Annotated in this window: 15 protein-coding genes; 9 read left to right on the top strand and 6 right to left on the bottom strand. The window is 66.8% G+C overall.

What is annotated here, in order from left to right; genetic code table 11:
- Positions 1-4: 4 nt before the first annotated feature.
- Positions 5-643 carry a bifunctional 4-hydroxy-2-oxoglutarate aldolase/2-dehydro-3-deoxy-phosphogluconate aldolase gene (gene eda / locus ABE464_RS09025; RefSeq protein ID WP_346471663.1) on the bottom strand — a complete coding sequence of 213 codons (639 nt, stop codon included), beginning with the start codon at positions 641-643 and terminating at the stop codon, positions 5-7.
- The gene (locus ABE464_RS09020) at positions 630-1,646 is read right to left on the bottom strand and encodes a sugar kinase (protein ID WP_346471662.1); all 1,017 of its coding nucleotides are present in this window, start codon (positions 1,644-1,646) and stop codon (positions 630-632) included. Before ABE464_RS09020 ends, eda begins: the two co-directional genes overlap by 14 nt.
- 272 nt (positions 1,647-1,918) lie before the next feature.
- Here ABE464_RS09020 and ABE464_RS09015 point away from each other — a divergent pair, with 272 nt between their 5' ends.
- From ABE464_RS09015 to ABE464_RS09005, 3 genes are all read left to right on the top strand, one after another.
- A complete protein-coding gene (locus ABE464_RS09015; RefSeq protein WP_346471661.1) occupies positions 1,919-4,678 on the top strand; it encodes a TonB-dependent receptor in 2,760 nt (919 codons plus the stop codon).
- A gap of 263 nt (positions 4,679-4,941) precedes the next feature.
- Positions 4,942-8,121 (top strand): TonB-dependent receptor, encoded by a 3,180-nt coding sequence (locus ABE464_RS09010; protein ID WP_346471660.1) that lies wholly within the window; start codon positions 4,942-4,944, stop codon positions 8,119-8,121.
- A gap of 151 nt (positions 8,122-8,272) precedes the next feature.
- The gene (locus tag ABE464_RS09005) at positions 8,273-12,091 is read left to right on the top strand and encodes a LamG-like jellyroll fold domain-containing protein (RefSeq protein ID WP_346471659.1); all 3,819 of its coding nucleotides are present in this window, start codon (positions 8,273-8,275) and stop codon (positions 12,089-12,091) included.
- A gap of 44 nt (positions 12,092-12,135) precedes the next feature.
- On the opposite strand, the gene ABE464_RS09000 is transcribed toward ABE464_RS09005, so the two are convergent.
- The 4 genes from ABE464_RS09000 to ABE464_RS08985 form a co-directional block, all read right to left on the bottom strand.
- Positions 12,136-12,726: a cysteine dioxygenase family protein gene (locus ABE464_RS09000; RefSeq protein WP_346471658.1), complete on the bottom strand. Its 591-nt coding sequence runs from the start codon at positions 12,724-12,726 to the stop codon at positions 12,136-12,138.
- 116 nt (positions 12,727-12,842) lie between these two features.
- Positions 12,843-13,661: a rhamnogalacturonan acetylesterase gene (locus tag ABE464_RS08995; protein ID WP_346471728.1), complete on the bottom strand. Its 819-nt coding sequence runs from the start codon at positions 13,659-13,661 to the stop codon at positions 12,843-12,845.
- 44 nt (positions 13,662-13,705) lie between these two features.
- Positions 13,706-15,328 carry a carboxylesterase/lipase family protein gene (locus tag ABE464_RS08990; protein ID WP_346471657.1) on the bottom strand — a complete coding sequence of 541 codons (1,623 nt, stop codon included), beginning with the start codon at positions 15,326-15,328 and terminating at the stop codon, positions 13,706-13,708.
- Entirely contained in the window at positions 15,321-16,319 is a 999-nt protein-coding gene (locus ABE464_RS08985; protein WP_346471656.1) for an alpha/beta hydrolase, read from the bottom strand. The genes ABE464_RS08990 and ABE464_RS08985 overlap by 8 nt, the downstream gene beginning before the upstream one ends.
- 150 nt (positions 16,320-16,469) lie before the next feature.
- On the opposite strand from ABE464_RS08985, the gene ABE464_RS08980 reads away from it, so the two are divergent.
- The 6 genes from ABE464_RS08980 to ABE464_RS08955 are packed head-to-tail and all read left to right on the top strand — an operon-like array spanning position 16,470 to position 22,912.
- A complete protein-coding gene (locus ABE464_RS08980; protein WP_346471655.1) occupies positions 16,470-17,291 on the top strand; it encodes a 2-keto-4-pentenoate hydratase in 822 nt (273 codons plus the stop codon).
- Positions 17,292-17,328: 37 nt separating this feature from the next.
- Entirely contained in the window at positions 17,329-18,333 is a 1,005-nt protein-coding gene (locus tag ABE464_RS08975; protein WP_026069922.1) for a TRAP transporter substrate-binding protein, read from the top strand.
- A 12-nt stretch (positions 18,334-18,345) separates the two neighbouring features.
- Positions 18,346-18,876, top strand: a complete 531-nt coding sequence (locus tag ABE464_RS08970; protein ID WP_019184090.1) for a TRAP transporter small permease — start codon at positions 18,346-18,348, stop codon at positions 18,874-18,876.
- A gap of 3 nt (positions 18,877-18,879) precedes the next feature.
- Entirely contained in the window at positions 18,880-20,163 is a 1,284-nt protein-coding gene (locus ABE464_RS08965) for a TRAP transporter large permease (protein ID WP_019184091.1), read from the top strand.
- Positions 20,136-21,293, top strand: a complete 1,158-nt coding sequence (gene pelA / locus ABE464_RS08960; RefSeq protein ID WP_346471654.1) for a pectate lyase — start codon at positions 20,136-20,138, stop codon at positions 21,291-21,293. Before ABE464_RS08965 ends, pelA begins: the two co-directional genes overlap by 28 nt.
- A 38-nt stretch (positions 21,294-21,331) precedes the next feature.
- A complete protein-coding gene (locus ABE464_RS08955) occupies positions 21,332-22,912 on the top strand; it encodes a family 43 glycosylhydrolase (protein ID WP_346471653.1) in 1,581 nt (526 codons plus the stop codon).
- Positions 22,913-22,938: the final 26 nt, after the last annotated feature.

Raw genomic sequence — 22,938 nt, 5'->3', positions numbered from 1 at the left:
GGAATCAGCCGACCAGCGCCGCCGAATCGCGCGCGAGCTGCTCGATGCCAGCCCAGTCCTTGGCCTGCAGCAGCGCCCGCGTGGTGAGCCAGGAACCGCCTACGCACAGCACGTTGGGCAGGTGCAGGAAATCGCGCGCGGTCTGCGCGCTGATCCCGCCGGTCGGGCAGAACCGCACATCGCCGAACGGGCCATTCCATGCCGACAGCATCGCCGCGCCGCCGGCCTGTACGGCCGGGAAGAACTTGAAGGTATCCAGACCGTGCTCCAGGCCGAGCATCAGCTCGGAGGAGGTCGCCACGCCCGGCAGGAACGGCAGATCGGTGTCGCGCGCAGCCGCGTACAGGCGCGGGGTCGCGCCTGGCGATACCGCAAAGCGCCCGCCCACTTGCTTGACCTTCTCCATCTGCGCGGCGGTCAGCACGGTGCCGGCGCCGACCACCGCATCGGGCACGGCCTCGACCATCGCCTGGATCGCGTCCATCGCCATCGGCGTGCGCAGCGTCACTTCGATCACCGGCAGACCGCCGTTGAACAGTGCGCGCGCGACCTCGACCGCATCATCGACGTTTTCCGGGGTGAACACCGGAATCACCGGGGCCAGTTTCAGGACTGCGCGTACGCGCGGATCAGCGCCGGACATCGAATCGCTCCTCGCCCGTCAGGGCCATGATGTCAGCCTCGCTGACAGGGTTGAAGTCGCCGGGGATCGAGTGCTTCAGGCAACCTGCGGCCAGGCCGAAGCGCACGATCGCGTCCGGCGCGAAGCCGCGCATCATGCCATGCAGGATGCCGGCGGCGAAGGCATCGCCACCGCCGATACGGTCTACGATGCCGATCATCTCGCGGGTCGGTGCCACGGCGCGGGTGCCATCGCGGCCGATCAGCATCGCTCCGAGGGCATGGTTGTCCACACTGTGCGGCGTGCGCTGGGTGCAGGCCATCCACTGCAACCGCGGGAACGCGGCGAAGGCCTGCGCGGCGGCCGCATCGACCCGCTCACGCACGTCGGCCTGCTCGAACTCACCGCCAAGCACCACGCCGATGTCGCGGTAGTCAGCGAAGACCAGATCGGCGCAGGCGAACAGTTCGCGCAGGATGCCGGGCGCGTCGCCTTGCCAGCGCGCCCACAGCGACGGGCGGAAGTTGCCATCGAAGGACACCTTGACGCCACGCGCGCACGCCGCGCGTGCCGCGGCCAGCGTCGCCTGGGCCATGGCCGGGTTGAGCGCCGGGCTGACCCCGGACAGGTGCAGCCAGTCGGCACCTGCCAGCAACGCGTCCCAGTCGTAGTCGGCCGCGCTGCTGTTGGCGAAGGCCGAATCGGCGCGGTCGTAGACCACCTCGCTGGCACGCTGCACGGCACCGGTGGTCAGGAAATACAGGCCCATCCGGCCATCGGTACGGCGTACCCCCGACGTATCCACGCCATGCCGGCGCAGCTCCCCCACCGCGAACTCGCCCAGCGGGTTGGCCGGCACCGTGCTGACGGCCGCCACCGCGTGCCCGAGGTGGGCCAGCGAGACACCGACATTGGCCTCCGCGCCACCGGCGTGCACTGCCAGCTGCGGCTGCTGCAGCAGCAGCTCGCGGCCGGGTGCGCTCATGCGCAGCAACAACTCTCCGAAACAGACAACACGACTCATGGTCCTGGATCCTTGTGAGGGCCGCAGACCGCAGCAAGGGCGGACGGCAGCAATGGCTAGCGGTGTCATTCTAGCGGTGGACGACCGCCCGTCCACCTGTCCTGAATGTCGGAAGCATTGTCCCGCAAGCGTCTACGGGACAATAAAAGTCTGTTGCGGTGCAAGATGCCGGATCGGTAACGGGCTGTTAACGTCCGCCCTGACCAGCGGTGTCATTGCACTGACATGTCGTTGGATAGCTGTTTCATGTAGCACCTTGGGAGAGGGAAAACATGCAAGTCCAGAACACGAAGAAAAAGACACCGGTTACCTTGCTCGCATTGTCGATCGGCCTGGCGCTGAGTGGTACCGCGCTGGCCCAGGATGCGGGCACCAACCCCACCGACCTGGATACCGTCACCGTCACCGGCTATCGCGCCAGTGTCGAGAAGGCGCTGGACATCAAGCGCGGCGAAGCCGGGGTTGTCGATGCCATCGTCGCCGAGGATATCGGCAAGTTCCCCGATCTGAACCTGGCCGAGTCGTTGCAGCGCATCCCGGGTGTGGTCATCACCCGTGAAGCCGGCGAAGGCCGCAACATCTCCGTGCGCGGCCTCGGCCCGGACTTCACCCGCGTGCGCATCAACGGCATGGAGGCACTGACCACGGTCGGCGCCGGTGACCAGAGCGGCGGTACCAACCGTGGCCGCGGCTTCGATTTCAACGTGTTCGCCTCGGACCTGTTCTCGCAGCTGCTGGTGCGCAAGACCGCCTCGGCCGATGTCGAGGAAGGCTCGCTGGGTGCCACCGTCGACCTGCGCACCGCGCGCCCGTTCGACTATGACGGCTTCACCTTCGCCGCCAGCGGCCAGGCCGGTTACAACGCGATGGCCGAGAAGGCCGATCCGCGCATGGCCGCGCTGATCTCCAACACCTTCGCCGACGGCACCTTCGGGGCGCTGTTGTCGGTGGCCTATTCCGAGCGCCAGGCGCTGGAAGAAGGCTCCAACACCGGCCGCTGGGCCAACGGCCCAAGCAACGGTGGCTTCAACGCGGCCTCGCCGTTCGCTGCCGCGCGCTCGGCCAACGTCTACCACCCGCGCTTCCCGCGTTACGTGCAGATGGAACATGAGCAGAAGCGCCTGGGCGTGACCGGCACCCTGCAGTGGAAGCCCAGCGACGCCACCGAGTTCTCGTTGGACGCGCTGTACTCCAAGATCGATGCGACCCGCGACGAGCACTACATCGAAGCGATCTCCTTCAGCCGTGGCGCCAACACCGCGCAGCCGCGCCTGGCCGGCAAGCCGGCGATGGTCGTCAAGAACGGCGTGATCGAGAACAATGCACTGGTCTACGGCGAATTCGACAATGTCGACATCCGCTCGGAGAACCGTCACGACGAGTGGAGCACCGAATTCAAGCAGCTCAGCCTGAACGGCCAGCACCGCTTCGGCGATGACTTCACCTTGTCCGGCAAGCTCGGCATCTCGCGCTCCAAGCACGAGAACCCGGTGCAGACCACCATCATCATGGACAAGTACGACGTCGACAATTACAGCTACGACTACCGGGGCAACAGCCGGTTCCCGACGCTGAACTACGGCGTCGATCCGACCAACCCGGCAGGCTGGGAACTGGCCGAAATCCGTCTGCGTCCGCAGTACGTGGACAATGACTTCGACACCGGCCAGCTGGACTTCAACTGGAACATCAGCCCGGGCTTCCGCCTGAAGGGTGGCGTACTCGCCAAGGACTACACCTTCAAGACCACCGAGCTGCGCCGTGCCAGCGAGCTGGCCGTGCCGACCTTCCCGGGTGGCACCCGCATCGTGCCGGTGGACATGACCGAGCAGGCGGGCCTGAAGGGCATCAACGGCAGCCCGTCCAACTGGGTGGTGCCGGATCTGAACGCCATCGCCGATCAGTTCGACATCTACAGCAACAGCGGCATCTTCGCCGTCGCCCCGCGCGCCAACAACGTGCGCAGCGTCGAAGAGAAGGACCGTGGTGCCTACCTGATGGGCGAGTTCTCCACCGAGATCGGCACGCTGCCGCTGTCGGGTAACGTGGGCGTGCGCTACGTGCGCACCAAGCAGAGCTCCACCGGCCTGTCCACGCTGGCCACCGGTACGGTGTCCACCACCGAGAACCGCACGTACAACGACACCCTGCCCTCGTTCAACCTGGTGGCTGAAGTCAGCCCGGACTTCCTGATCCGCCTCGGCGCGGCCAAGGTGATGAGCCGCCCGGGCCTGGGCAGCCTGACGCCTGGCGCAACGGTGGCCGTGGCCGGTGGTGCTCGCACCATCTCCAGCGGCAACCCGGATCTGGAACCGATCCGCGCGACCAACGTCGACCTCGGCTTCGAGTGGTACTTCTCCGAAGGCGCGATGGCCGGCATCGGTCTGTTCTACAAGGACATCGAGAGCTTCGTGCAGACGACCCGCGAAGTGCGCCCGTACTCCGACAGCGGTCTGCCTGCTTCGCTGCTGATCGGCACCGGTGCCTCGCCCACGGATGACTTCACCTACAGCCGTCCGGTCAACACCCCGGGTGGTGAACTGCACGGCGTGGAAGCCAACTACACCCAGCCGTTCACCTTCCTGCCGGGCAAGTGGTCCAACCTCGGCGTGCAGTTGAACTACACCTGGGTGGAATCGCAGATCCAGTACCTCAACGCCGCTGGCCAGCCGGTGATGAAGACCGACCTGACCGGCCTGTCCAAGTCGTCCTGGAACGCCACGCTGTTCTACGAAGGCAAGGTCTTCTCCGGCCGTGTCTCGGCGACCAACCGCGATGACTACCTGACCCAGGCACCGGGTACGGAAACCGGCTTCAACCTCGACGGCTACCACGGCATGACCGGTACCACCGTCATCGATGCCTCGATCCGTTACACGATCAGCGACCAGCTCGAACTGAGCCTGGAGGGCATCAACCTGACCAACGAAGCGTCCGACGAGTGGGTCTACTCGCCGGCCACCGGTCGCCTGCCGCTGCAGTACACCGAAACCGGCCGCCAGTTCCTGCTCGGCGTGCGCTACAAGTTCTGATTCAACGGCACTACCCACCGGCGGCGTGAGCGATCACGCCGCCGGCTGCGCGCACGCCGCACTCGCGGCCATCCACACCCTCACCCCACGGGGCACGCTGCTGCGGCGCAAGATGCCGGCGCGTGAAGGGTTTGTTACGTTCCGGATGACCAGCGGTATCACTGCGGCGCATGCGCGACAGACGTTCCGGGGGAGGCCGGACGTCCATGACTCATCAACAGCACGGTCGCATGGCGGCGAACCCTGGGAGGGGCTTACACACGATGGAACGACTCACTACCCGTAAAAAGACACCGGTTACCTTGCTCGCGGTCTCGATCGCGTTCGCGCTGCAGAGCGCGGCCGGCATTGCCGCCGCCCAGCAGACGCCCGAACAGGCCGCCGTGCTCAACGCGGTCGACCTGGACAAGGTGGAAGTCAAAGCGACCTACCGTGAAAGCCTGCAGCAGTCGCTGGATGAAAAGCGCTACAGCGTCGAACAGGTCGATGCGATCTATGCCGAGGACATCGGCAAATTCCCCGATCTGAACCTGGCCGAGTCGATGCAGCGCATTGCCGGCGTGTCGATCGATCGCGAAGGCGGCGAAGGCCAGCAGATCTCGGTACGCGGCCTGGGCTCGGATTTCACCCGCGTGCGCATCAACGGCCTGGAAGCACTGTCCACCGCCGGCAGTGGCACCACCGGCGTCAACCGCAGCCGCGGCTTCGACTTCAACACCTTCGCCTCGGAGCTGTTCAGCCGGGTCAAGATCAACAAGACCCAGTCGGCGCAGACCGACGAGGGCTCGCTCGGTGCCACGGTCGATCTGCGCGGTTCGCGCCCGTTCGATTTCGAGGGCTTCCAGGCCTCGCTCGGTGGCCAGTACGGCTACAACGAGCTGTCCAAGAACAAGGATCCGCGCATCTCAGGCCTGATCAGCAACACCTGGGCCGACGGCCGGGTGGGTGCGTTGATGTCGGTGGCCTACAGCAAGCGCACCATCTTCGAGGAAGGCTACAACCCGGTCCGCTGGGAGCACGGCAACTACCGCAACTCCAACCAGAGCACCGCGGCCAACAATGGCACCTACGGCTTCTGCAGCCCGGCCGGTTACAACCCGCAGACCCCGCGCAATCCGCTGTCCAATGAGACCGCCGCCGGTGTCGGCAGCGCCGCCAACCAGGCGCGCAGCAATGGCTGGGGCAGCTACGGCATCGATGCCACGCACTGCGGCCCCGGTCTGGACCGCCCGGCTGCGACGGCCGAGAACATCGCCGCCTACGAGACCGCGACCAACGCCTGGATTCCGCGTTACCCGCGCTACATCCGCACCGAACACGAGATCGAGCGCCTGGGCGTCACCGGCGCGCTGCAGTTCAAGGTCAGCGACGACACGCAGCTGAACCTGGACATGCTGTACTCCAAGCTCGACAAGAACGTGCGCGAAGATTCCATCGGCGCCAACCTGCATCGCACCGCGCAGTACGGCGGCAAGACCCAGATCGTGGTCCGCGAAGCGCAGGCCGATGAACAGAACCGCCTGACCTACGGCGTGTTCGACAACGTCGATTTCCGCACCGAATCCACCGCCATCGAAGAGAGCACCGAGTTCAAGCAGTTCAGCCTGAACCTGGAACATCGCTTCAACGACGCGGTGCGCCTGGATGCGGTGGTCGGTCACTCCGAATCGAACTACGAGCGGCCGATCTTCTCGATGGTCAGCTTCGACAACAGCAACCTGGATGGCTTCGTGCTGGACATGCGCAACGGCAAGGTCCCGGCGATGTCCTTCCCGTTCGACCTCAACGCCGTGGACAACTGGAAGTGGCTGGGCTACGGCAGCACGCCGGTCAATGCCAACGGTACCGCGCGTGGCGGCAACATCAGCGAAGTGCGCTTGAACCCGCAGTATGTCGACAACGCCTTCGACACGGCCAAGGTCGACCTCACGTTCAACATCAATCCCACCTTCACCCTGCGCGGCGGTCTGGCCTACAAGGACTACGACATGAGCACGCAGGAGTTCCGCAACATCAGCTACGGCCGCCTGTCGCAGGCGCTGCCGGCCGGTGTGGGCGTGGGTGACCTGAGCGACACCCTGAGCGGCTTCGGCAAGGGCATGGACGGCAACCTGCCCAATGCGTGGCTGGTGCCGGACTTCAACCAGATCGCCAAGCTGCTGGACATCTACTGCAACTGCAACACCGGCACGCTCGGCGGTGACTACCGCCTGGCCAGCGTCGGTCACTTCGGCGCATCGAACAACAACTTCGACGTCAACGAAAAGAGCTACGGCAGCTACCTGCAGCTGGACTTCAACACCGATCTGCTGGGCCGTGCGTTCCGCGGCAACCTGGGGGTGCGCTACGTGCAGACCCGCATCACCGCCGATGGTTATGCGCCGTGCACGGCCACCAACGCCAACGATCTGTCCTCGGCGTGCGAACCGTTCTTCGGGGTGGCCAGCGCCACGGCCGATCCGGGCGAGCGCCTGCAGGTCGGCACGCGGGTCGGCCACAAGTACGACGACTGGCTGCCCTCGTTGAACCTGGCCTGGGACCTGAGCGACACCTTCGTGCTGCGCTTCGGCGCGGCCAAGACCATGGCCCGCCCGACCCTGTCCAACCTGTCGCCGAGCGTCAGCGGTGGTCCCACCGCCTACTTCGATGACGACCGCAGCTACTCGATCAACCTGGGCAATCCCAAGCTGGATCCGTTCCGCTCGACCAACTACGACCTGAGCGCGGAGTGGTACTTCGACGAAGGCGCACTGTTGTCGGCCGCGGTGTTCTACAAGGACATCGAGAGCTATGTGCAGCGCACCCGCCTGCTCACCACCTGGGCGGACATGGGCTACTCGCTGGACCTGCTGCCGACCGGCTTCAGCCCGGACACCGTGTTCAACGTGCAGAGCTACTTCAACACCCCGGGCGGCCCGCTCAAGGGCTATGAGGTGTCCTACCAGCAGCCTTTCAGCTTCCTGCCCGGGTTCTGGCGCAACTTCGGCGTGCAGCTGAACTACACGCACGTCGAATCCAAGATCAAATACATGTTCAGCTCGGGCACCGGCAGCACGATCGTCACCACGTACACCGAGAACGACCTGCTGAATCTCTCGCCGAACTCGTACAACGCCACGCTGTACTACGACGATGGCCGCTTCAGCGCCCGCGTCTCCACCAGCTACCGCGACGCATACATCAGCACCATCCTGTCGCAGGAGAACGTGTGGGACCTGGACGGCAACCAGTTCGCCACCGCCGATGTGCAGGGCAAGTACAGCGTGGAGAACGTGGATTTCAACATGTCCTACAAGGTCAACAAGAACCTCTCGCTGACCTTCGAAGCGATCAACCTGCTCGACACCGCCGATGAGCGCTATGTCGATTCGGCGCTGTCGCTGCCGGACCGTTACACCCATACCGGCCGCCAGTACTACCTCGGCCTGCGCTACAAGTTCTGACCGTGCTGCGTCTTCCGCCACCGCTATCGCGCCCGTCCCCGTCCTTCTCTCCGGGATGGCGGGCGCGGTGCCGGGGCGGGAGGCCACCGTGAGCGGCTGACCCCCGCTGCTGGTTCCGCTGTACTGTTTCTGCTGTCGAAAGGAAGGTCTCATGCATCGCGTTGTCGCCCCCTCGATCCGCCCCTCCCGCCTGTCCGCCAGCCTGCTGGCGCTGCTGCTCGCGGGCAGTGGCACCGCCTGGGCGCAGACCGCGCCGCAGCTGCTGTTCCACGTGTCGGCCGACCAGAGTCTGCAGGCCGATACCGCCGCGGGTGATCCGGTCCCGAACTTCCAGGACAAGGTGAAGCGGGTGCCCAACGGTGCGCACGGCAGCGCGATCGAATGGGCCGATGACGGCGTGCTGTCGTGGAACGCGCCGGGCAACATCCAGGCCCAGCGCGGCACGCTCGGCTTCTTCTGGCGCTCGCGGTATGCGGTGGGTGAAGCGCCGTTCGTGATCTTCCGGGTCGGCTATGCCGACCACAGCAGCTGGGACATGGCCTGGCTGCGCATCGACTGGAACGGCCACGGCTTCGATGCCTTTGTCACCGATGCCAACCTGGCGCGCACGCGCGTGTCGTTCAAACTCGACCAGAACCCCTCGCCCCAGCAGTGGCAGCACATCGCCTTCGGCTGGGATGAGAATCACGGCGTGCGGTTGTACGTGGATGGCAAGGAGGTCGCCCGCCAGGAGACCACCGCCGACTACGACGCCGCGCTCGATCAGCTCGGCCTGGCCGGCCGCGTGATGGCGCCCTACCAGGTGCAGAGCCGCTACAACTTCCTGCGCGGCAGCGATTTCGACGAGATCCGCGTCTATGACCGCCTGCTCGACCCGTCTGGCATGGCCGCGCTGGCCCGCAATGCCGCGCCCCGCACGGCAGTGGCCGAGCCGGACCCGATGCGCGCCTGGCGCCATCGCCACGGCTGGGACGCTGCACCGCCGCCGGCGCTGACCGCCCCGACCACCACGATCCGCAAGATCGAGTTCGCCGATACCAAGGACCACAAGCAGTGGATGTGGAAGGCGACCGATGGCATCGCCGAGACCACCTGGCCGGGCGTGTACAACCGCTCGCGGCTGGCCGGGCGCGATGATTACTTCCAGCTGCCCGATTGGAACACCTACGTCGACGGTGGCCAGCAGCTCGACCTGACCCTGCCGGCCGGGGAGACCGTCAACCGCATCGAAGTGCGCGGCGCCGCCTTCGGCGGGCTCAGCCACAGCGGGGACGGCCAGCCCGCGCAGACGCTGTTCGAGCGCCCACAGGGTGTGGTGCGCAGCGTCAACACGATTCCCGCGCAGGACGGTGGCGTGCTGCACTTCCGCAACACAGCGCAGGAAACCCCGATCCAGGAGATCTGGGCCTACCAGGTGAGCGATGCCGCCGAGCCGGAGGGCACGGTCAAGCAGCGCTACCTGATCGACAGCCAGGCCCTGCCGGACTACACCAACATCGCGGCGCTGCGCGAGTACATCGATGGCCGCTACCCGGTGGCCGAACGCAGCACGGTGATGGCGCTGCCCAAGGGCGCCGGTTCACGCAAGCGCGCGGCCGACACATTGCCCGCCCAGCCGCTGCCGATCGTGCACGTGCTGATTCCCTCCGGCGTGAGCGACGCACCGGCTGCACAGCCGCTTATCCGCAGCTGGGCGCACAGCTGGGAGAACATGTATGACGGCCTGGACGGCATCGCGATCGATCTGCCCAAGCTGGACCTGCCGGCGACCCACGACGGCCTGATCCCGCTCAACATCCGCATCAAGGACCCGCTGTGGCCGGCGCGCGACATGATCGATGTGTCGGTCTCGGTCAAGCCGGGCCAGAAGCGCACCCTGTGGCTGGACCTGCGTGATCGCATCCTGACTGCCGACAGCCTGTGGATCTCCATCGCCTCGGCCGCACCGGGGTTCAACGCCACCTCGCTGGATGGTGCGGAAATCCGCATGGTCTACAAGGACCGCGACGAGGCGAAGAAAGAACACATCGCCGACCGTTTCAACCAGGTGCGTGACAACTGGGGCTTCCTGGTCGAAGAGCACACCACCTCCAAGCGCCAGCGCCTGTACGCGCGCGTGTATGCCGATCTCAGTGATCTGCTGCGGGTGGACCCGGACCACGAACTCGGCCGCCTGTACTGGAACTACATCAGCTACAACAGCCAGGGCAAGCCGCCGTTCACCCAGCCCGAGGCGCCCAAGGGCGTGCCGCTGTGGGCGTTCCGGCAGACCGAAGACCTCAAGTACGTGCGCCGCTTCATCGAGTGGTGGATCGACCATCGCCAGATTGCCTACGGTGATTTCGGCGGCGGCATTTCCGACGATTCCGATCTGACCCAGCAGTGGCCGGGCCTGGCCCTGATGGGTGTGCAGCCGGACAAGCTCAATGCCTCGCTGACCGCGCTGTCCGATGCGGTGTATCGCAATGGCATGTTCAGCAACGGCTTGAGCACCATCGAAACCGATGAGCTGCACGCGTACGAGGAAGGCATCAACACCAACAGCGCGATGCTCTACCTCAACTGGGGCGATCCGCTCACCGTCGAGCGCCTGATGGAAACGGTGAAGGCTTTCGACGAACGCATCATCCTGCCCAACCCGCAGGGGCATCTGCTGTTCTCCAGCAACTGGTTCGGCGGCAACAAGGTCTACCGCGAACCGAACTGGCAATGGCAGAAGCCGTACTCCTTCCCGGTGCTGCATCCGGCCTTCCTGATCGGCCAGTACAACGCCGATCCGACCGGTCGCAAACTGGTCACCGGGCTGGCCGATGGCTACCTGGCCCACGCCTACACCGACGACAAGGGCCGCTGGGCGCTGCCCAACGAGATCAACTGGGCGACGGGCAAGACCCGTGGCGGCGAGCTCAACAACGGCTCGGGCAGCGGCGACATCATGCATACCTTCTGGGCGGCATGGCGCTGGACGGGCGATGACAAATACCTCAAGGCGCTGGACTACCGCGTCGAGCGCGGTGGGCCGGGCGCGCTGTCCAATCTGGGCGAGAACTACGTGGAAGCGCTGGGCCGCGGTGCCGAGTGGAACCCGCGCTTCATCAGCGATGCCGACGGCGGCAGCACCGGCTTCGCCAGCCTGATGGCGTGGCAGGCCACCGGCGACAAGAAGTACCTGGAAGCGCTGCATGCCGATGGCATCCAGGCCAAGGCGCAGCGCGAATACATGAACACCGAAGGGCACTGGTGGTCTGACCGTGTCGAAGCGCCGAGCGAGTTCCTGCAGCGTGCGCGCCTGGGCGGTATCGCGCTCAAGCGCAACCAGAGCTGGCCCGGCCACACCGTCAGCTGGCGCTTCATCCAGCCGGAGGCGGCCGAGCAGGTCGCGCTGCTGGTGCATGCGCCCTCGCCGGACCGTTTCAAGGTGATCGCCTACAACCTGGGCTCGCGTGCAGTGGACGCGGAAATGAGCACCTGGAACGTCACCGCCGGGCAATGGCGGATGACCAGCGGCGTGGACCGCGACGGCGATGACATGATCGATGGCAAGGCCACCACGCGCGATCTCACTCTGGAGCGCAGTGGCTCGACCATGCTGCGCTTCGCGCCGGGCCAGAGCCAGGTGTTCGAGTTCGAGCTGGTGCAGGCCGGTACGCCGGTCGAACAGCGGCCCGACCTCGGTATCGGGCGGGGCGATGTACGTGTGGACGGGCGTCAGGTGCAGGTGACCGTGCACAGCCTGGGCCATGTCGCGACCGGTGTGGGCGCGGCGATGCTGGAAGACGCCAAGGGCCGTGAGCTGGCCCGGGTCGAAATCCCCAGCTTGGCCGCGCCGAGCGATCTGGTGCCGAAGACCACGACGGTCAGCCTGCCGCTGCCCGCCGGGGATCACCGTGGCCTGCGCGTGCGTGTCATGCAGGCCGATGGGGCGGCGGAAGTGACCCAGCGCAACAACGTGGTGGCGCTGGACCCGTAACACGGTGGGGTGCATGGCGCCGCGGCGCCGGCACACCGCCGGTGCTAGGCCGCGTCGGTTTCCATCACCTGCACGCGGCGCTGGTACCAGCCATCGGTCTCGGGTTCGAAGATGGCGCTGCGGGTCATCTCGCCCTGGTAGACGTGCACCGAGATGGCCAGGTCGTCATCGCTGGTGTTGCGGATGGTGTGGTATTCGTGCGGCGGGATCAGGCTGCCGGCACTGCAGCAGTCGCCCAGCACGGGTGGCTCGGGGCGGAAGTGGAACCGCTCGCCGTCACGTTCCAGCAACCGGTACTGGGTGATCTCCAGCTGTCCCAGCCAGACCCCCTCCACGCACCACAGCCCGCTGTGGTCGTGCAGCGGCGTGCCCTGGCCCGGACCCCAGCTCATCGCGACGATGCTGTAGCCGTGCACCGGGCTGCGGTACAGCTCACGGCGGGCGTAGTGATCCTCGATCGGGTGGTGCACGCATGCCGGCAGCTGGATGCGGCTGTCGGCGATCGCCTCGCGCAACGCCGTGCGCAGCGTGGCGGCGATCTGGTGCGCGTGCTCGTGCTGGACGGCATGGTCGACCGCAGCGATCAATCGATCACGGCCATGGAACGGCGGAAACGGGTTGCATTGGTCTTGCATACCCCGAGTCTAGGTGATCGCGGTGAACAACGTGTTTGACCTGAATCACATCCAATCGACCCACAATGCCCGACGTAGCAATCCATTCGAAAGAATTCGAAGGGTCTGCCTATCGATCAGGGAATCAGCAGCGGTCGCAACGACGGGACCTGCCGGGCCAGTTCCTCGGTGACCAGCGTCGCGAACAGCGCTGCGCCATCCGGGCCCAGATGGGTGTAATCGAAGGCGACCTTGGCCTGCCCCATGGGCTCGGTCACGGCGTTGTTCTGCGTGGCCGGTGCGCCAGCCACGGGCGCCGCACCCACGGTGGTCCCCGCCAGGGCCGCGCTGACCTGTGCAGGGGTGGCCGCGGCCTGCGCCAGCGGCATCGAGGCGACCGGCCCCAGCGCCTGCACCACCGCGCGGCTGCGGGCGTGCAGATCGACCAGTGGCACCTGCATCTCGCGCGCGACCGTGCGCACCGCCTCGGCCCAGGGGGCGAGGTCATCGATCAGCACGCCATCGGCGAACTGGCGGCGGGTCAACGGGGTCAGCAGCACCGGCTGCGCACCGGCGGCACGGATCTCAGCCACGTAGCGGCGCAGGTTGTCCGGGAACTCGCGCTGCAGATCGGTGGAACGGCCCGGCTTGCCGGGCTGGTCGTTGTGGCCGAACTGGACCAGCACCCACGTGCGCGCATAGCCGGGTGTGCGCATCTCCGCCTCGGCCAGCGCCCACGAGCCTTCGGCGCGGTAGTTGTAGGTACTGCGGCCGCCACGGGCCAGATTGGTGCAGGTCAGGAACGAGGTCACGTGCCGGGCGCAGAACGCAGGGCCCCAGCCGCCCTGCACGGCCGTGGTGGAATCACCGACCAGCACGATCTTGCTGGCCCGGATCGGGGCCGGTGCCGGGCGATCCATCACCGCCGGATCCACGGCGGCCTGCGCCGCGCTCATCAGGCCGAGCAGCGCGCTGCCCAGCAGCCAGGACGTACACCGCATCAGAACGTACCTCGTTGAATGAAGGGGGCCTGCTGATACAGACGACGCTCGCCACCGCGCGGGTCGTCGGCCTGCTGAGAAGTGGCATCGAACAGCATCGTTTCGCGGCGCGCGAGCGAATAGGTCTGCCAGCGTGGCAGTCCGCCATGATTCGGATCGCCATGGCGGGCGAAGGCGATCAAGGCCTCGCTCATCGTGGCTGCCACGGCTGTGGCCTCCTCGCCGTCACCGGTGCGCGAGCCGGGGCGGTCGGTGGTGTCGAACACCAAGGGGATATCCAGCGTGTGGAACGCACCGAACTTGCCGCCGTCCAGCGGCGAGCCCCAATCGAGTTGGTAGGCCCAGGTGGGTGCGCCCTGGCGCGCACGGGCCTCCAGTTCCTCCACCGCACCGCGCCATGAACGACCGGCCGTGGTGGCCGCGAAGAACACCTCCGAAGGCGTGTAGTGCGGATACAGGCGGCGGTACTCGGCGATCACCACCGCCGGCAGCAGGTCTACGTACTGCTCTTTTTCCAGCTTGGCCGGCAGCGTCTCCCAGGTGAGGGCGAAGTTGGCCGGGTCGTTGCCGAGGAAGGCGCGGGTCTCATCGTGGGTGTTGCCGATCACCATCGGAATCCCGGCGGACTGTGCGGGCGCCTCCGGCCAGAACGGATGTACCGGCAACGAACGCCCGTCGAGCACCGGCCCAACGTAGAGACTGCTGTTTTCCACGCGCGAGGGGTCGCGCGCACGGGTGGCGGCCAGCAGCGCTTCCATCGGCATCGTGCGCAGCGCCTCGGCATCGGCCGCCCCCACCGCTTGCATCGCGATCTGCGCGCGCTGGGTGGCCGCCCGCGGGCCGGCCGCGGTGACCTGCTGCCCGCTCATGGTCCACGCGCGCTGGAACAAACCGCGCGCGGCGGGCATGGCCATCAGCGTGGCGATCTTCGCCCCGCCGCCGGATTGCCCCACCACGGTGACGTTGCCCGCATCGCCACCGAACTCATGCGCATGCTGGCGAACCCACTGCAGTGCCTGGATCAGATCGAGCTGGCCGACGTTGCCGGAATCGGCGAAACGCGCATCGCCCAGCTGTGCGAGGTACAGATAACCGAACACGTTGAGGCGATGATTGACCGTAACCACGACCACGTCGCCGCGCCGGCACAACGCGCTGCCGTCATACAGCGGATCGCTGCCCGAGCCGTTGTTGTAGGCGCCGCCGTGGATGTAGAACACGATCGGGCGCTTGCCCCCGTCGCGCAGCGCCGGGGTCCACACGTTGAGGTAGAGGCAGTCTTCGCTGCCCGGCCCTTCGTTGCCGCCCTGCGGTGCGGCATTGCCGTATGCCAGTGCATCGCGCACCCCGCGCCAGGCCGATTCCTGCACGGCGGGCTGGAAGCGCCGGGGGGCGGTATCGGCGCCGTAGGGAATGCCACGGAACACGTGGATGCCCTGCTCCAGTTGCCCGCGCACGCGGCCACTGCGCACGCGCGCCAGTGGCGCGGCAGCGTGGCGCGGGCCGGGCACGCCGGCGAAGGCGGGCAGCAACGGCAGGCTGGTCGCACCGAGCATCAGGGCATAGCGCGCGCTGTCGCGCAGGAAACGGCGCCGCTGCAGATCGGCGGGGGAATCAGTCATGGCGCGCAGGCTCCGTGTGGCGCGAGGGAATCCAGCGCAGGGCGAGTTCGGGCCACTGCGCGACGGTTAGACCGGCCGGGATGCGCACGCCGAAGCCGTGGCCGCCGAACGGGAACAGATGCATTTCGGTGGTGACGCCGGCGCGCAGCAACGCCTGGTAATAGACCAGGCTGTTGTGGACCGGGACCACATCGTCGTCCTGCGCATGCACCAGGAAGGTCGGCGGCGTATCGGCGCGGACCTGATCCTGTATCGAAAACTGCTGCTGCAGCGCCGCATCCGGGCGAGGTCCGAGCAGGCGCTCGCGCGAGCCGGTATGCGCATGCGTGCCCATGTCGATCACCGGGTAGATCAGCAGCGCGACATCCGGGCGCGCGCTGAGCGCATCGATCGCATCGCGGTGCGGGTAGGCAGGTGCATCGAAGCCGTTGCTCAACCGCGCGGCGACGTGCCCGCCGGCCGAGAAACCCATGACGCCGATGCGCTCCGGATCGATCTTCCATCGCGCAGCATCGGCCCGGATCACCCGCATCGCGCGCTGCGCATCGGCCAGCGCAGCCTGACGATCACTGCGGCCGGCCGGCAGCCGGTAGCGCAGCACAAACAGGGTCACGCCGCCCTCATCGACGAACGCCGGCACCAGCGCGGTGCCTTCCTTGTCCAGCACGATGCGCTGGTAACCGCCGCCCGGCACCACCAGCAGGGCGCTGCCGTTCGGGCGCGCCGGGCGGTACACCACCAGATAGGGCGCGCTGACGTTGTCGATATAGCGGTCCGGCCGTGCCGGGTCGATGCTGCGCTCGACCACGTTGGGGGCCGTGGCCGGCCCGGCTTCGCCCGGCACCTGGCCCTCCGGCCACAGTGCAATGTGGTCGGGCGCACCGGGCGGCGGCTCGGTATCCGGAACGGCGCGGTCGGCAGCATGGGCGAGGCTGCAGGCCAGCAATGCGAGGGTCAACAGGGGCATCAACACGGTGCGGGGCATCCGCATGGGATCCTTCCAGGCTGGGTGGGAACGGCCATCGTGCCCGACCGGCAGCACTTCTGATGCGCTGCACATTGCCAATGACACCGGTTTACCATATACAGCTCATCCAGCCACTGTCGATTGGCAGTGCAACAAATTTTCCGGGAGACCCGCTTGAGCAACGAACACGGCAAACAGGACCTGCCAGACCAGGGTTTGGGCGAGATCGCCCGCCACTTCGTCAGCGCCCGCCAACAAGGCCAATCCCTGCCGGACTTCCCGGGAAACATCCCGGAAGACCTCGTCACCGCCTACCAGGTACAGGACCAGGCCATCGCGCTGTGGGACGACCAGGTGGTGGGTTGGAAGGTCGGCTATATCGCGGCCGAGCGCCGCGACGTCTCCGGCGACGACCGTCTGCTGGGCCCGATTTTCTCGCGTCAGCTCTGGAATGCTACCGGTGGAACAGTAGAGATTCCGGTGTTCGTCGGCGGCTTCGGCGCGGTCGAGGCCGAGTACGTGATCCAGCTGCAGGAAGACGCTCCGGCGGACAAGCTGCACTGGACCCCGGAAGAAGCCGAGGCGCTGGCCGCCAAGCTCTTCATCGGCGTTGAAGTGGCCAGCAGCCCGTTGGCGACCATCAACAAGCTCGGCCCGCGCGTGGTGGTGTCGGACTTCGGCAACAACAACGGCCTGGTGCTCGGCCCGGAAATCCCGGACTGGACCCGCCTGGACGACGCCGACCTGCGTGCGGAAACCCGCATCGAAGGCCAGGTGGTCGGTACCGGTGGCGCGACCCTGCTGCCGGGCGGCCTGCGTACCGCTTATGCCTTCGCCCTGGGCCGCTCGGCGCAGCGTGGGCGGCCGTTGAAGGCCGGCGATCTGATCGCCAGTGGGAACGCGACCGGCATCCACGACATCGCCGTGGGCCAGGAAGCATTGATCCGTTTCGTCGGTTACGGCGACATTACCTGCAAGGCCATCGCCGCCGGTTGACCGCGCGGACATGGCGAGCACGCTTGGGAGGGCGCAGATGTTCACTCGCAGAAGTTTCCTGGCTACCAGTCTGGGCGCGCTTGCCGCGCCCGCGCTGACAGCCTGTTCGCGGTCGTCCAACGCCGCACCGGCCGGTGCGCAGCTGTTGACCGCCACCGACGTCCACGTCGCCGATTACCCCACTGTGACCGCGGTGAAATGGATCGGGAAGACGCTGGAAGAAAAAACCGGCGGCCGGCTGCGGCTGCGCCAGTACCACTCCGGCCAACTGGGCCGTGAGTCCGAGGCGATCGACATGGCCCGCTTCGGCGCCATCGATATCACCCGCGTCTACTCCGGCGCGCTCAACAACGCATTTCCGCTGACCCAGGGCCTGTGCCTGCCCTACGTGTTCGAGTCGGTGGCGCACATGCGCCGCGCACTCGATGGCGGCGTCGCCGATACGGTCCTGCAGGGCTTTGAAACCCGCGATCTGGTCGGTCTGGCGATCTACGATTCCGGCGCGCGCTGTTTCTACAACACCAAGCACCCGATCGTGGAGCCCAAGGATCTGCACGGTCTCAAGCTGCGCGTGGCGTCCTCGGACATCTTCATCCAGCTGATGCGCCTGCTCGGCGCCAACCCGACGCCGATGTCGCTGGGCGACACCTTCTCGGGCATGGAAACGCACATGATCGACGGTGCGGAAAACAACATGCGCAGCTTCCATTCCAGCCGTCATTTCGAGGCCGCGCACTACTGGTCGCAGAGCGATCACTCCTATGCACCGGACGTGCTGCTGATGTCGCGCCAGAGCTTCGATGCGCTGAGTCCGGCCGACCGTACCCTGGTGATCGAGACCGCGCGCGAATCGGTGCAGGTGATGCGCGAGCAGTGGGATGCCTCGGAAAACACCGCCCGCCAGGCCGTGGCCGACTTCGGCATCAAATTCAACGAGGTCGACATGCCGGCCTTCCGCAAGGCCGCCGACCCGCTGCTGCAGCGTTACCTGCAGCAGCCGGAGCTGGCCGCCCTCACCCGTCGCATCCGCGACTTCGCCTGAGGCCCCGACGCGATGTCCGACTCGACTTCCGAAACCGTCATCACCCCCACCGCGCCGCAGCGCCTGCTCAACGTCATCGCCGATGTGGCGATCTACATTGCCGTCATCGCCCTGCTGGGCCTGGTGGTGGTGCAGGGCTGGCAGGTGTTCGCCCGCTATGTGATCAATGATTCGCCCAGCTGGACCGAGCCGGTCACGCTGCTGCTGCTGGCCACCGCGATGAGCCTGGGTGCGGCCACCGGTGTGCATACCCGCCGCCACTTCGGTTTCTTCCTGCTGGCCGCGCACATGGGCCCGGGCCTGCGCCGCGCTGTCGATGTGTTCGCCGCGCTGGTGGTGGCCGTGCTGGGCGTAGTCATCGCCTGGTGGGCGGCCGTGCTGCTGATGGACGGCCTGGATATCAAGGCCGCCGGCGCCAACCTGCCGCAGAGCATCAACTACCTGCCCCTGTCGATCGGTGGCGCCTTGATGGCGATCTTCGCCGTGAACCAGATGGCGCTGGCTGTACGGCCGGCCGATGCCGTTGCCGAGGGAGATCGCTGAGTCATGGGTATTACCATTCTTTTCACCGTGTTCGCGGTGCTGTTGCTGCTCGGTGTGCCGGTTGCGTTCGCGCTTGCCGCTGCCGCCCTGGCCACCCTGTGGTACCTCGATCTGCCGACGCTGGTGCTGGTCCAGCAGATCTCGGCCGGCACCGGCTCGGCTTCGCTGATCGCCATTCCATTGTTCATCTTCGCCGGTGAAATCATGATGCGCGGCGGCATCTCCGAGCGACTGATCTCGCTGGCCTCCTCGCTGGTCGGGCGCATGCGTGGCGGCCTGGGCCAGGTCTCGATCCTGTCCTCGCTGTTCTTCGGCGGTGTGTCCGGTTCGGCCATCGCCGATGTCTCGGCGGTCGGCGGCACGATGATTCCGCAGATGGTCAAGCGCGGTTACGACCGTGATTTCGCTGTCAATGTCAGCATCACCGCGGCGCTCGTCGCGCTGCTGGTGCCGCCGTCGCACAACCTGATCCTGTTCTCGGCCGCAGCCGGTGGCGGCCTGTCGATCGCCGATCTGTTCGCGGCGGGCATCGTGCCGGCCCTGCTGATGACCGTCGCCCTGATGATCACCGGTTACGTCGTGGCGCGACGCCGCGGCTACGGGGTGGAAATCTTCCCGGGCTGGCGCGCCGTGTTGCTGCGCCTGGTCTCGGCCCTGCCCGGCCTGGGCCTGGTCGCGCTGATCTTCATCGGTATCCGTGCGGGCATCTTCACCGCGGTGGAGAGCGCGGCGATCGCCGTGGTCTACGCGCTGCTGGTGACCACCGTGCTGTACCGCCAGCTCGACTGGCGCGAGTTCCTCGGCACGGTCACCCATGCCGCACGCAGCACCGGTGTGATCCTGTTCGTGATCGCCACGGCCGCCGTGTTCGGCTGGCTGCTGGCGTATCTCGAAGTGCCCTCGGCCGCGGTCAACTTCCTGCAGTCGTTCGCGCACAGCCAGTTCATGGTGCTGCTGATGATCGTGATCATGCTGTTGCTGCTGGGCACCTTCATGGACCTGGCGCCGATGATCCTGATCTGCACGCCGATCTTCCTGCCGGTGGCCAAGGCCTACGGCATCGATCCGATCCACTTCGGCCTGGTGCTGGTGCTGACCGGTGGCCTGGGCCTGGTGACGCCGCCGGTGGGCTCGGTGCTGTTCATCGGTACGGCAATCGGCAAGATCAGTGTCGGCGAGAGCATGCGCTCGATCTGGCCGTTCTGGTTCGCCGCGCTGGGCGTGCTGTTGATCGTGACCTTCTTCCCGGAAATGTCGCTGTGGCTGCCCGCCCTGCTGCGCGCGTAAGCGTGCGGCGGTTGGCAGCCCTGCTGTGGATCGCCCTGCCCTGCGCCGTCATGGCGCAGGGCCAGGACATCCCGCTGCGCGGCTTCCAGGACGGCATCAACCACTGGCAGAGCGGGCACGGCACGGACTACCCGCGCTATTCCCCCGATCAGTACCGGCAGATCGCCGACAACCTGGTCGCGCTGCAGCGTCGTGGTGGCGGCTGGGCGGTCAACCAGGATCCGCAGCGGATCCTCGACGATGCCGCCAAGGCACAGGTGCTGGCCGACCAGGCCACCCCCGGCGGCAGCTTCGACAACCGCAACATCTACACCCAGGTCAGCTACCTGGCCGACGCTTTCGCGCGCAGCGGCGATGCCCGCTACCGCGACGCGGCGGTGCGCGGGCTGGACTTCATCCTCGCCGAGCAGATCCCCGGCTGTGGTGGCTGGCCGCATTCGGTGCCCTCGCGCACGTCGTACCACGGCCACATCACCTTCGCCGACGATGTCACCAGCGGTGTGTTGACCACGCTGCGGCGCATCCAGCGCGAGGCGGTGTTCGGGTTCATCACGGCCGATCAGCGTGCCCGCGTGGACGCGGCCGTGACCGCCGGCGACGCCTGCCTGCTGCGCCTGCAGGTGCGCCAGGACGGCGTGCCGACGATCTGGGCCGGTCAGTACGACCGCACCACGCTGCAGCCCGCGCAGGGCCGGAAGTTCGAACTGCCGGCGCTGGTCACCGACGAGAGTGTCGGCGTGGTCCGCTACCTGATGTCGATCCCGGATCCCTCGCCGGAGGTGGTCGCCTCGGTCAACGCCGCCATGGCGTGGTTCCAGGCGCACGCGTTGACCGGCTGGCGGTTGGAGACCTTCGAGACAACGCCGGAACAGTTCGCGTTCCACCGCACCACGGTCGACCGCCGCCTGGTCGCTGATGCAGACGCGCCGCTGCTGTGGGGCCGCTTTCACGACCTGCACGACAGTTCGGTGCTGCTGGCCAACCGCGAGGGTGAACTCGTGGCCACGTTCAACGACATCCCTCGCGAGCGCCGTACCGGCTATCACTGGTACGGAACCTGGCCGCAGACCCTGATCACCACCGAGTACCCACGCTGGCAACAGCGTCTTGCCGGGCCCGGGGCGCGCTGAGCGCGGCCGGCCCACGATACGTTCAAGGGAGACAGACGATGCACCTGAGGAAGACCCTGGCGAGCTTCGCCACCGCCTGCCTGCTGCTGGCCGGTGCCGGCCACGCTGCAGAGCCCGCCGCCACCTGGAAGCGCGGCATCGAGAACCAGCGCCAGGCCGATCTGGGCAACGGTACCTTCCTCAACCCGGTGTTCGCCGGTGACCGCCCGGATCCCTCGGTGCTCAAGGATGGCGAGGACTACTACCTCACCCTGTCCTCGTTCGATGCCTACCCCGGCCTGCCGATCTGGCATTCGCGCGATCTGGTCAACTGGCAGCCGCTGGGCCACGCCATCACCAAGAACGTCGGTGCGATCTGGGCCCCGGACATCGTCAAGCACGGCAGCCGCTACTACATCTACTTCCCCGCCCGCACCGGCGAGACCCGCAGCAACTTCGTGGTCTGGGCCGACAGCATCAAGGGCCCGTGGAGCGAGCCGATCGACATCGGCCTGGGCGGCTACATCGACCCGGGCCATGCCGTGGGCGAAGACGGCAAGCGCTACCTGTTCCTCAGCGGCGGCGACTATGTGCAGCTGGCCGATGACGGCCTGAGCGTGGTCGGCACGCCCAAGCACGTCTACGACGGCTGGAAGTACCCGGAAAGCTGGGACGTGGAGGCCTATGCCCAGGAAGGCCCGAAGATCAATTTCCGCGATGGCTGGTACTACATGACCACCGCCGTGGGCGGCACCGCCGGCCCGCCGACCGGGCACATGGTGATCACCGCGCGCTCGCGCTCGATCCACGGCCCGTGGGTGAACGCGCCGAACAACCCGATCATGCGTACCCAGTCGGCCGCCGAGCCGTGGTGGTCGCGCGGCCACGCCACGGTGATCGAAGGCACCGACGGGCGCTGGTGGATGATGTATCACGGCTACCAGAACGGGTATTGGACGCTGGGCCGCCAGGCGCTGCTGGAGCCGATCGAATGGACCGCCGATGGCTGGTTCGTGGCCAAGGGCGGCGACCTGGGCCAGCCGCTGGCCAAGCCGTCGGGTACGTCGGTCGGCCCGCACGGCATGGCGTTGTCCGATGATTTCCGCGGCAGCACGCTCGGTGCGCAGTGGTCCTTCTTCAACCCGGCCCAGGACGAGTACAAGCGCCTGTCCTTCACCGGCAAGGGCCTGGTGCTGCAGGGCAAGGGCGAAACCCCGCGCGACAGCTCGCCGCTGACCGCCATCGCCGGCGACAAGGCCTACCAGTTCGAGGTCGAGATGGAGATCGCGCCCGGCGCGGTCGGCGGTGCCCTGCTCTTCTACAGCGACCGCCTGTACGTGGGTGTGGGCAGCAACGGCGAGAAGTTCATCATGCACCGCTACGGCGAGGAGCGCCCCACCCGGCTGGCGCCCAGTGCCACCGGTGGCAAGCTGTGGCTGCGCGTGACCAACAACCGCCATATCGTCACCATCCACTCCAGCACCGACGGCAAAACCTGGCAGAAGTACCCGGTTCAGATGGAAGTCTCCGGCTACCATCACAATGTGGCGGGCAAGTTCCTGGCCCTGAAGCCGGCGATCTATGCTGCCGGCGACGGCAAGGTCCAGTTCCGGAACTTCCGCTACCGCGCCCTCGATTGAGCTCCCCGCTAGAATCCCCTGACTCA

The sequence above is a fragment of the Stenotrophomonas sp. TWI587 genome (assembly GCF_039674145.1).
Lineage (GTDB): Bacteria > Pseudomonadota > Gammaproteobacteria > Xanthomonadales > Xanthomonadaceae > Stenotrophomonas > Stenotrophomonas maltophilia_AY.
Note: the sequence above shows the minus strand (reverse complement) of the source record. Positions and strands in the feature narration are given on the sequence as shown.

Excerpts from the sequence above, each read along its gene's own strand:
- eda (WP_346471663.1), bottom strand. The coding sequence starts at position 643 with ATGTCCGGCGCTGATCCGCGCGTACGCGCAGTCCTGAAACTGGCCCCG.
- ABE464_RS09020 (WP_346471662.1), bottom strand. The coding sequence starts at position 1,646 with ATGAGTCGTGTTGTCTGTTTCGGAGAGTTGTTGCTGCGCATGAGCGCA.
- ABE464_RS09015 (WP_346471661.1), top strand. The coding sequence starts at position 1,919 with ATGCAAGTCCAGAACACGAAGAAAAAGACACCGGTTACCTTGCTCGCA.
- ABE464_RS09010 (WP_346471660.1), top strand. The coding sequence starts at position 4,942 with ATGGAACGACTCACTACCCGTAAAAAGACACCGGTTACCTTGCTCGCG.
- ABE464_RS09005 (WP_346471659.1), top strand. The coding sequence starts at position 8,273 with ATGCATCGCGTTGTCGCCCCCTCGATCCGCCCCTCCCGCCTGTCCGCC.
- ABE464_RS09000 (WP_346471658.1), bottom strand. The coding sequence starts at position 12,726 with ATGCAAGACCAATGCAACCCGTTTCCGCCGTTCCATGGCCGTGATCGA.
- ABE464_RS08995 (WP_346471728.1), bottom strand. The coding sequence starts at position 13,661 with ATGAGCGCGGCGCAGGCCGCCGTGGATCCGGCGGTGATGGATCGCCCG.
- ABE464_RS08990 (WP_346471657.1), bottom strand. The coding sequence starts at position 15,328 with ATGACTGATTCCCCCGCCGATCTGCAGCGGCGCCGTTTCCTGCGCGAC.
- ABE464_RS08985 (WP_346471656.1), bottom strand. The coding sequence starts at position 16,319 with ATGCGGATGCCCCGCACCGTGTTGATGCCCCTGTTGACCCTCGCATTG.
- ABE464_RS08975 (WP_026069922.1), top strand. The coding sequence starts at position 17,329 with ATGTTCACTCGCAGAAGTTTCCTGGCTACCAGTCTGGGCGCGCTTGCC.
- ABE464_RS08970 (WP_019184090.1), top strand. The coding sequence starts at position 18,346 with ATGTCCGACTCGACTTCCGAAACCGTCATCACCCCCACCGCGCCGCAG.
- ABE464_RS08965 (WP_019184091.1), top strand. The coding sequence starts at position 18,880 with ATGGGTATTACCATTCTTTTCACCGTGTTCGCGGTGCTGTTGCTGCTC.
- ABE464_RS08955 (WP_346471653.1), top strand. The coding sequence starts at position 21,332 with ATGCACCTGAGGAAGACCCTGGCGAGCTTCGCCACCGCCTGCCTGCTG.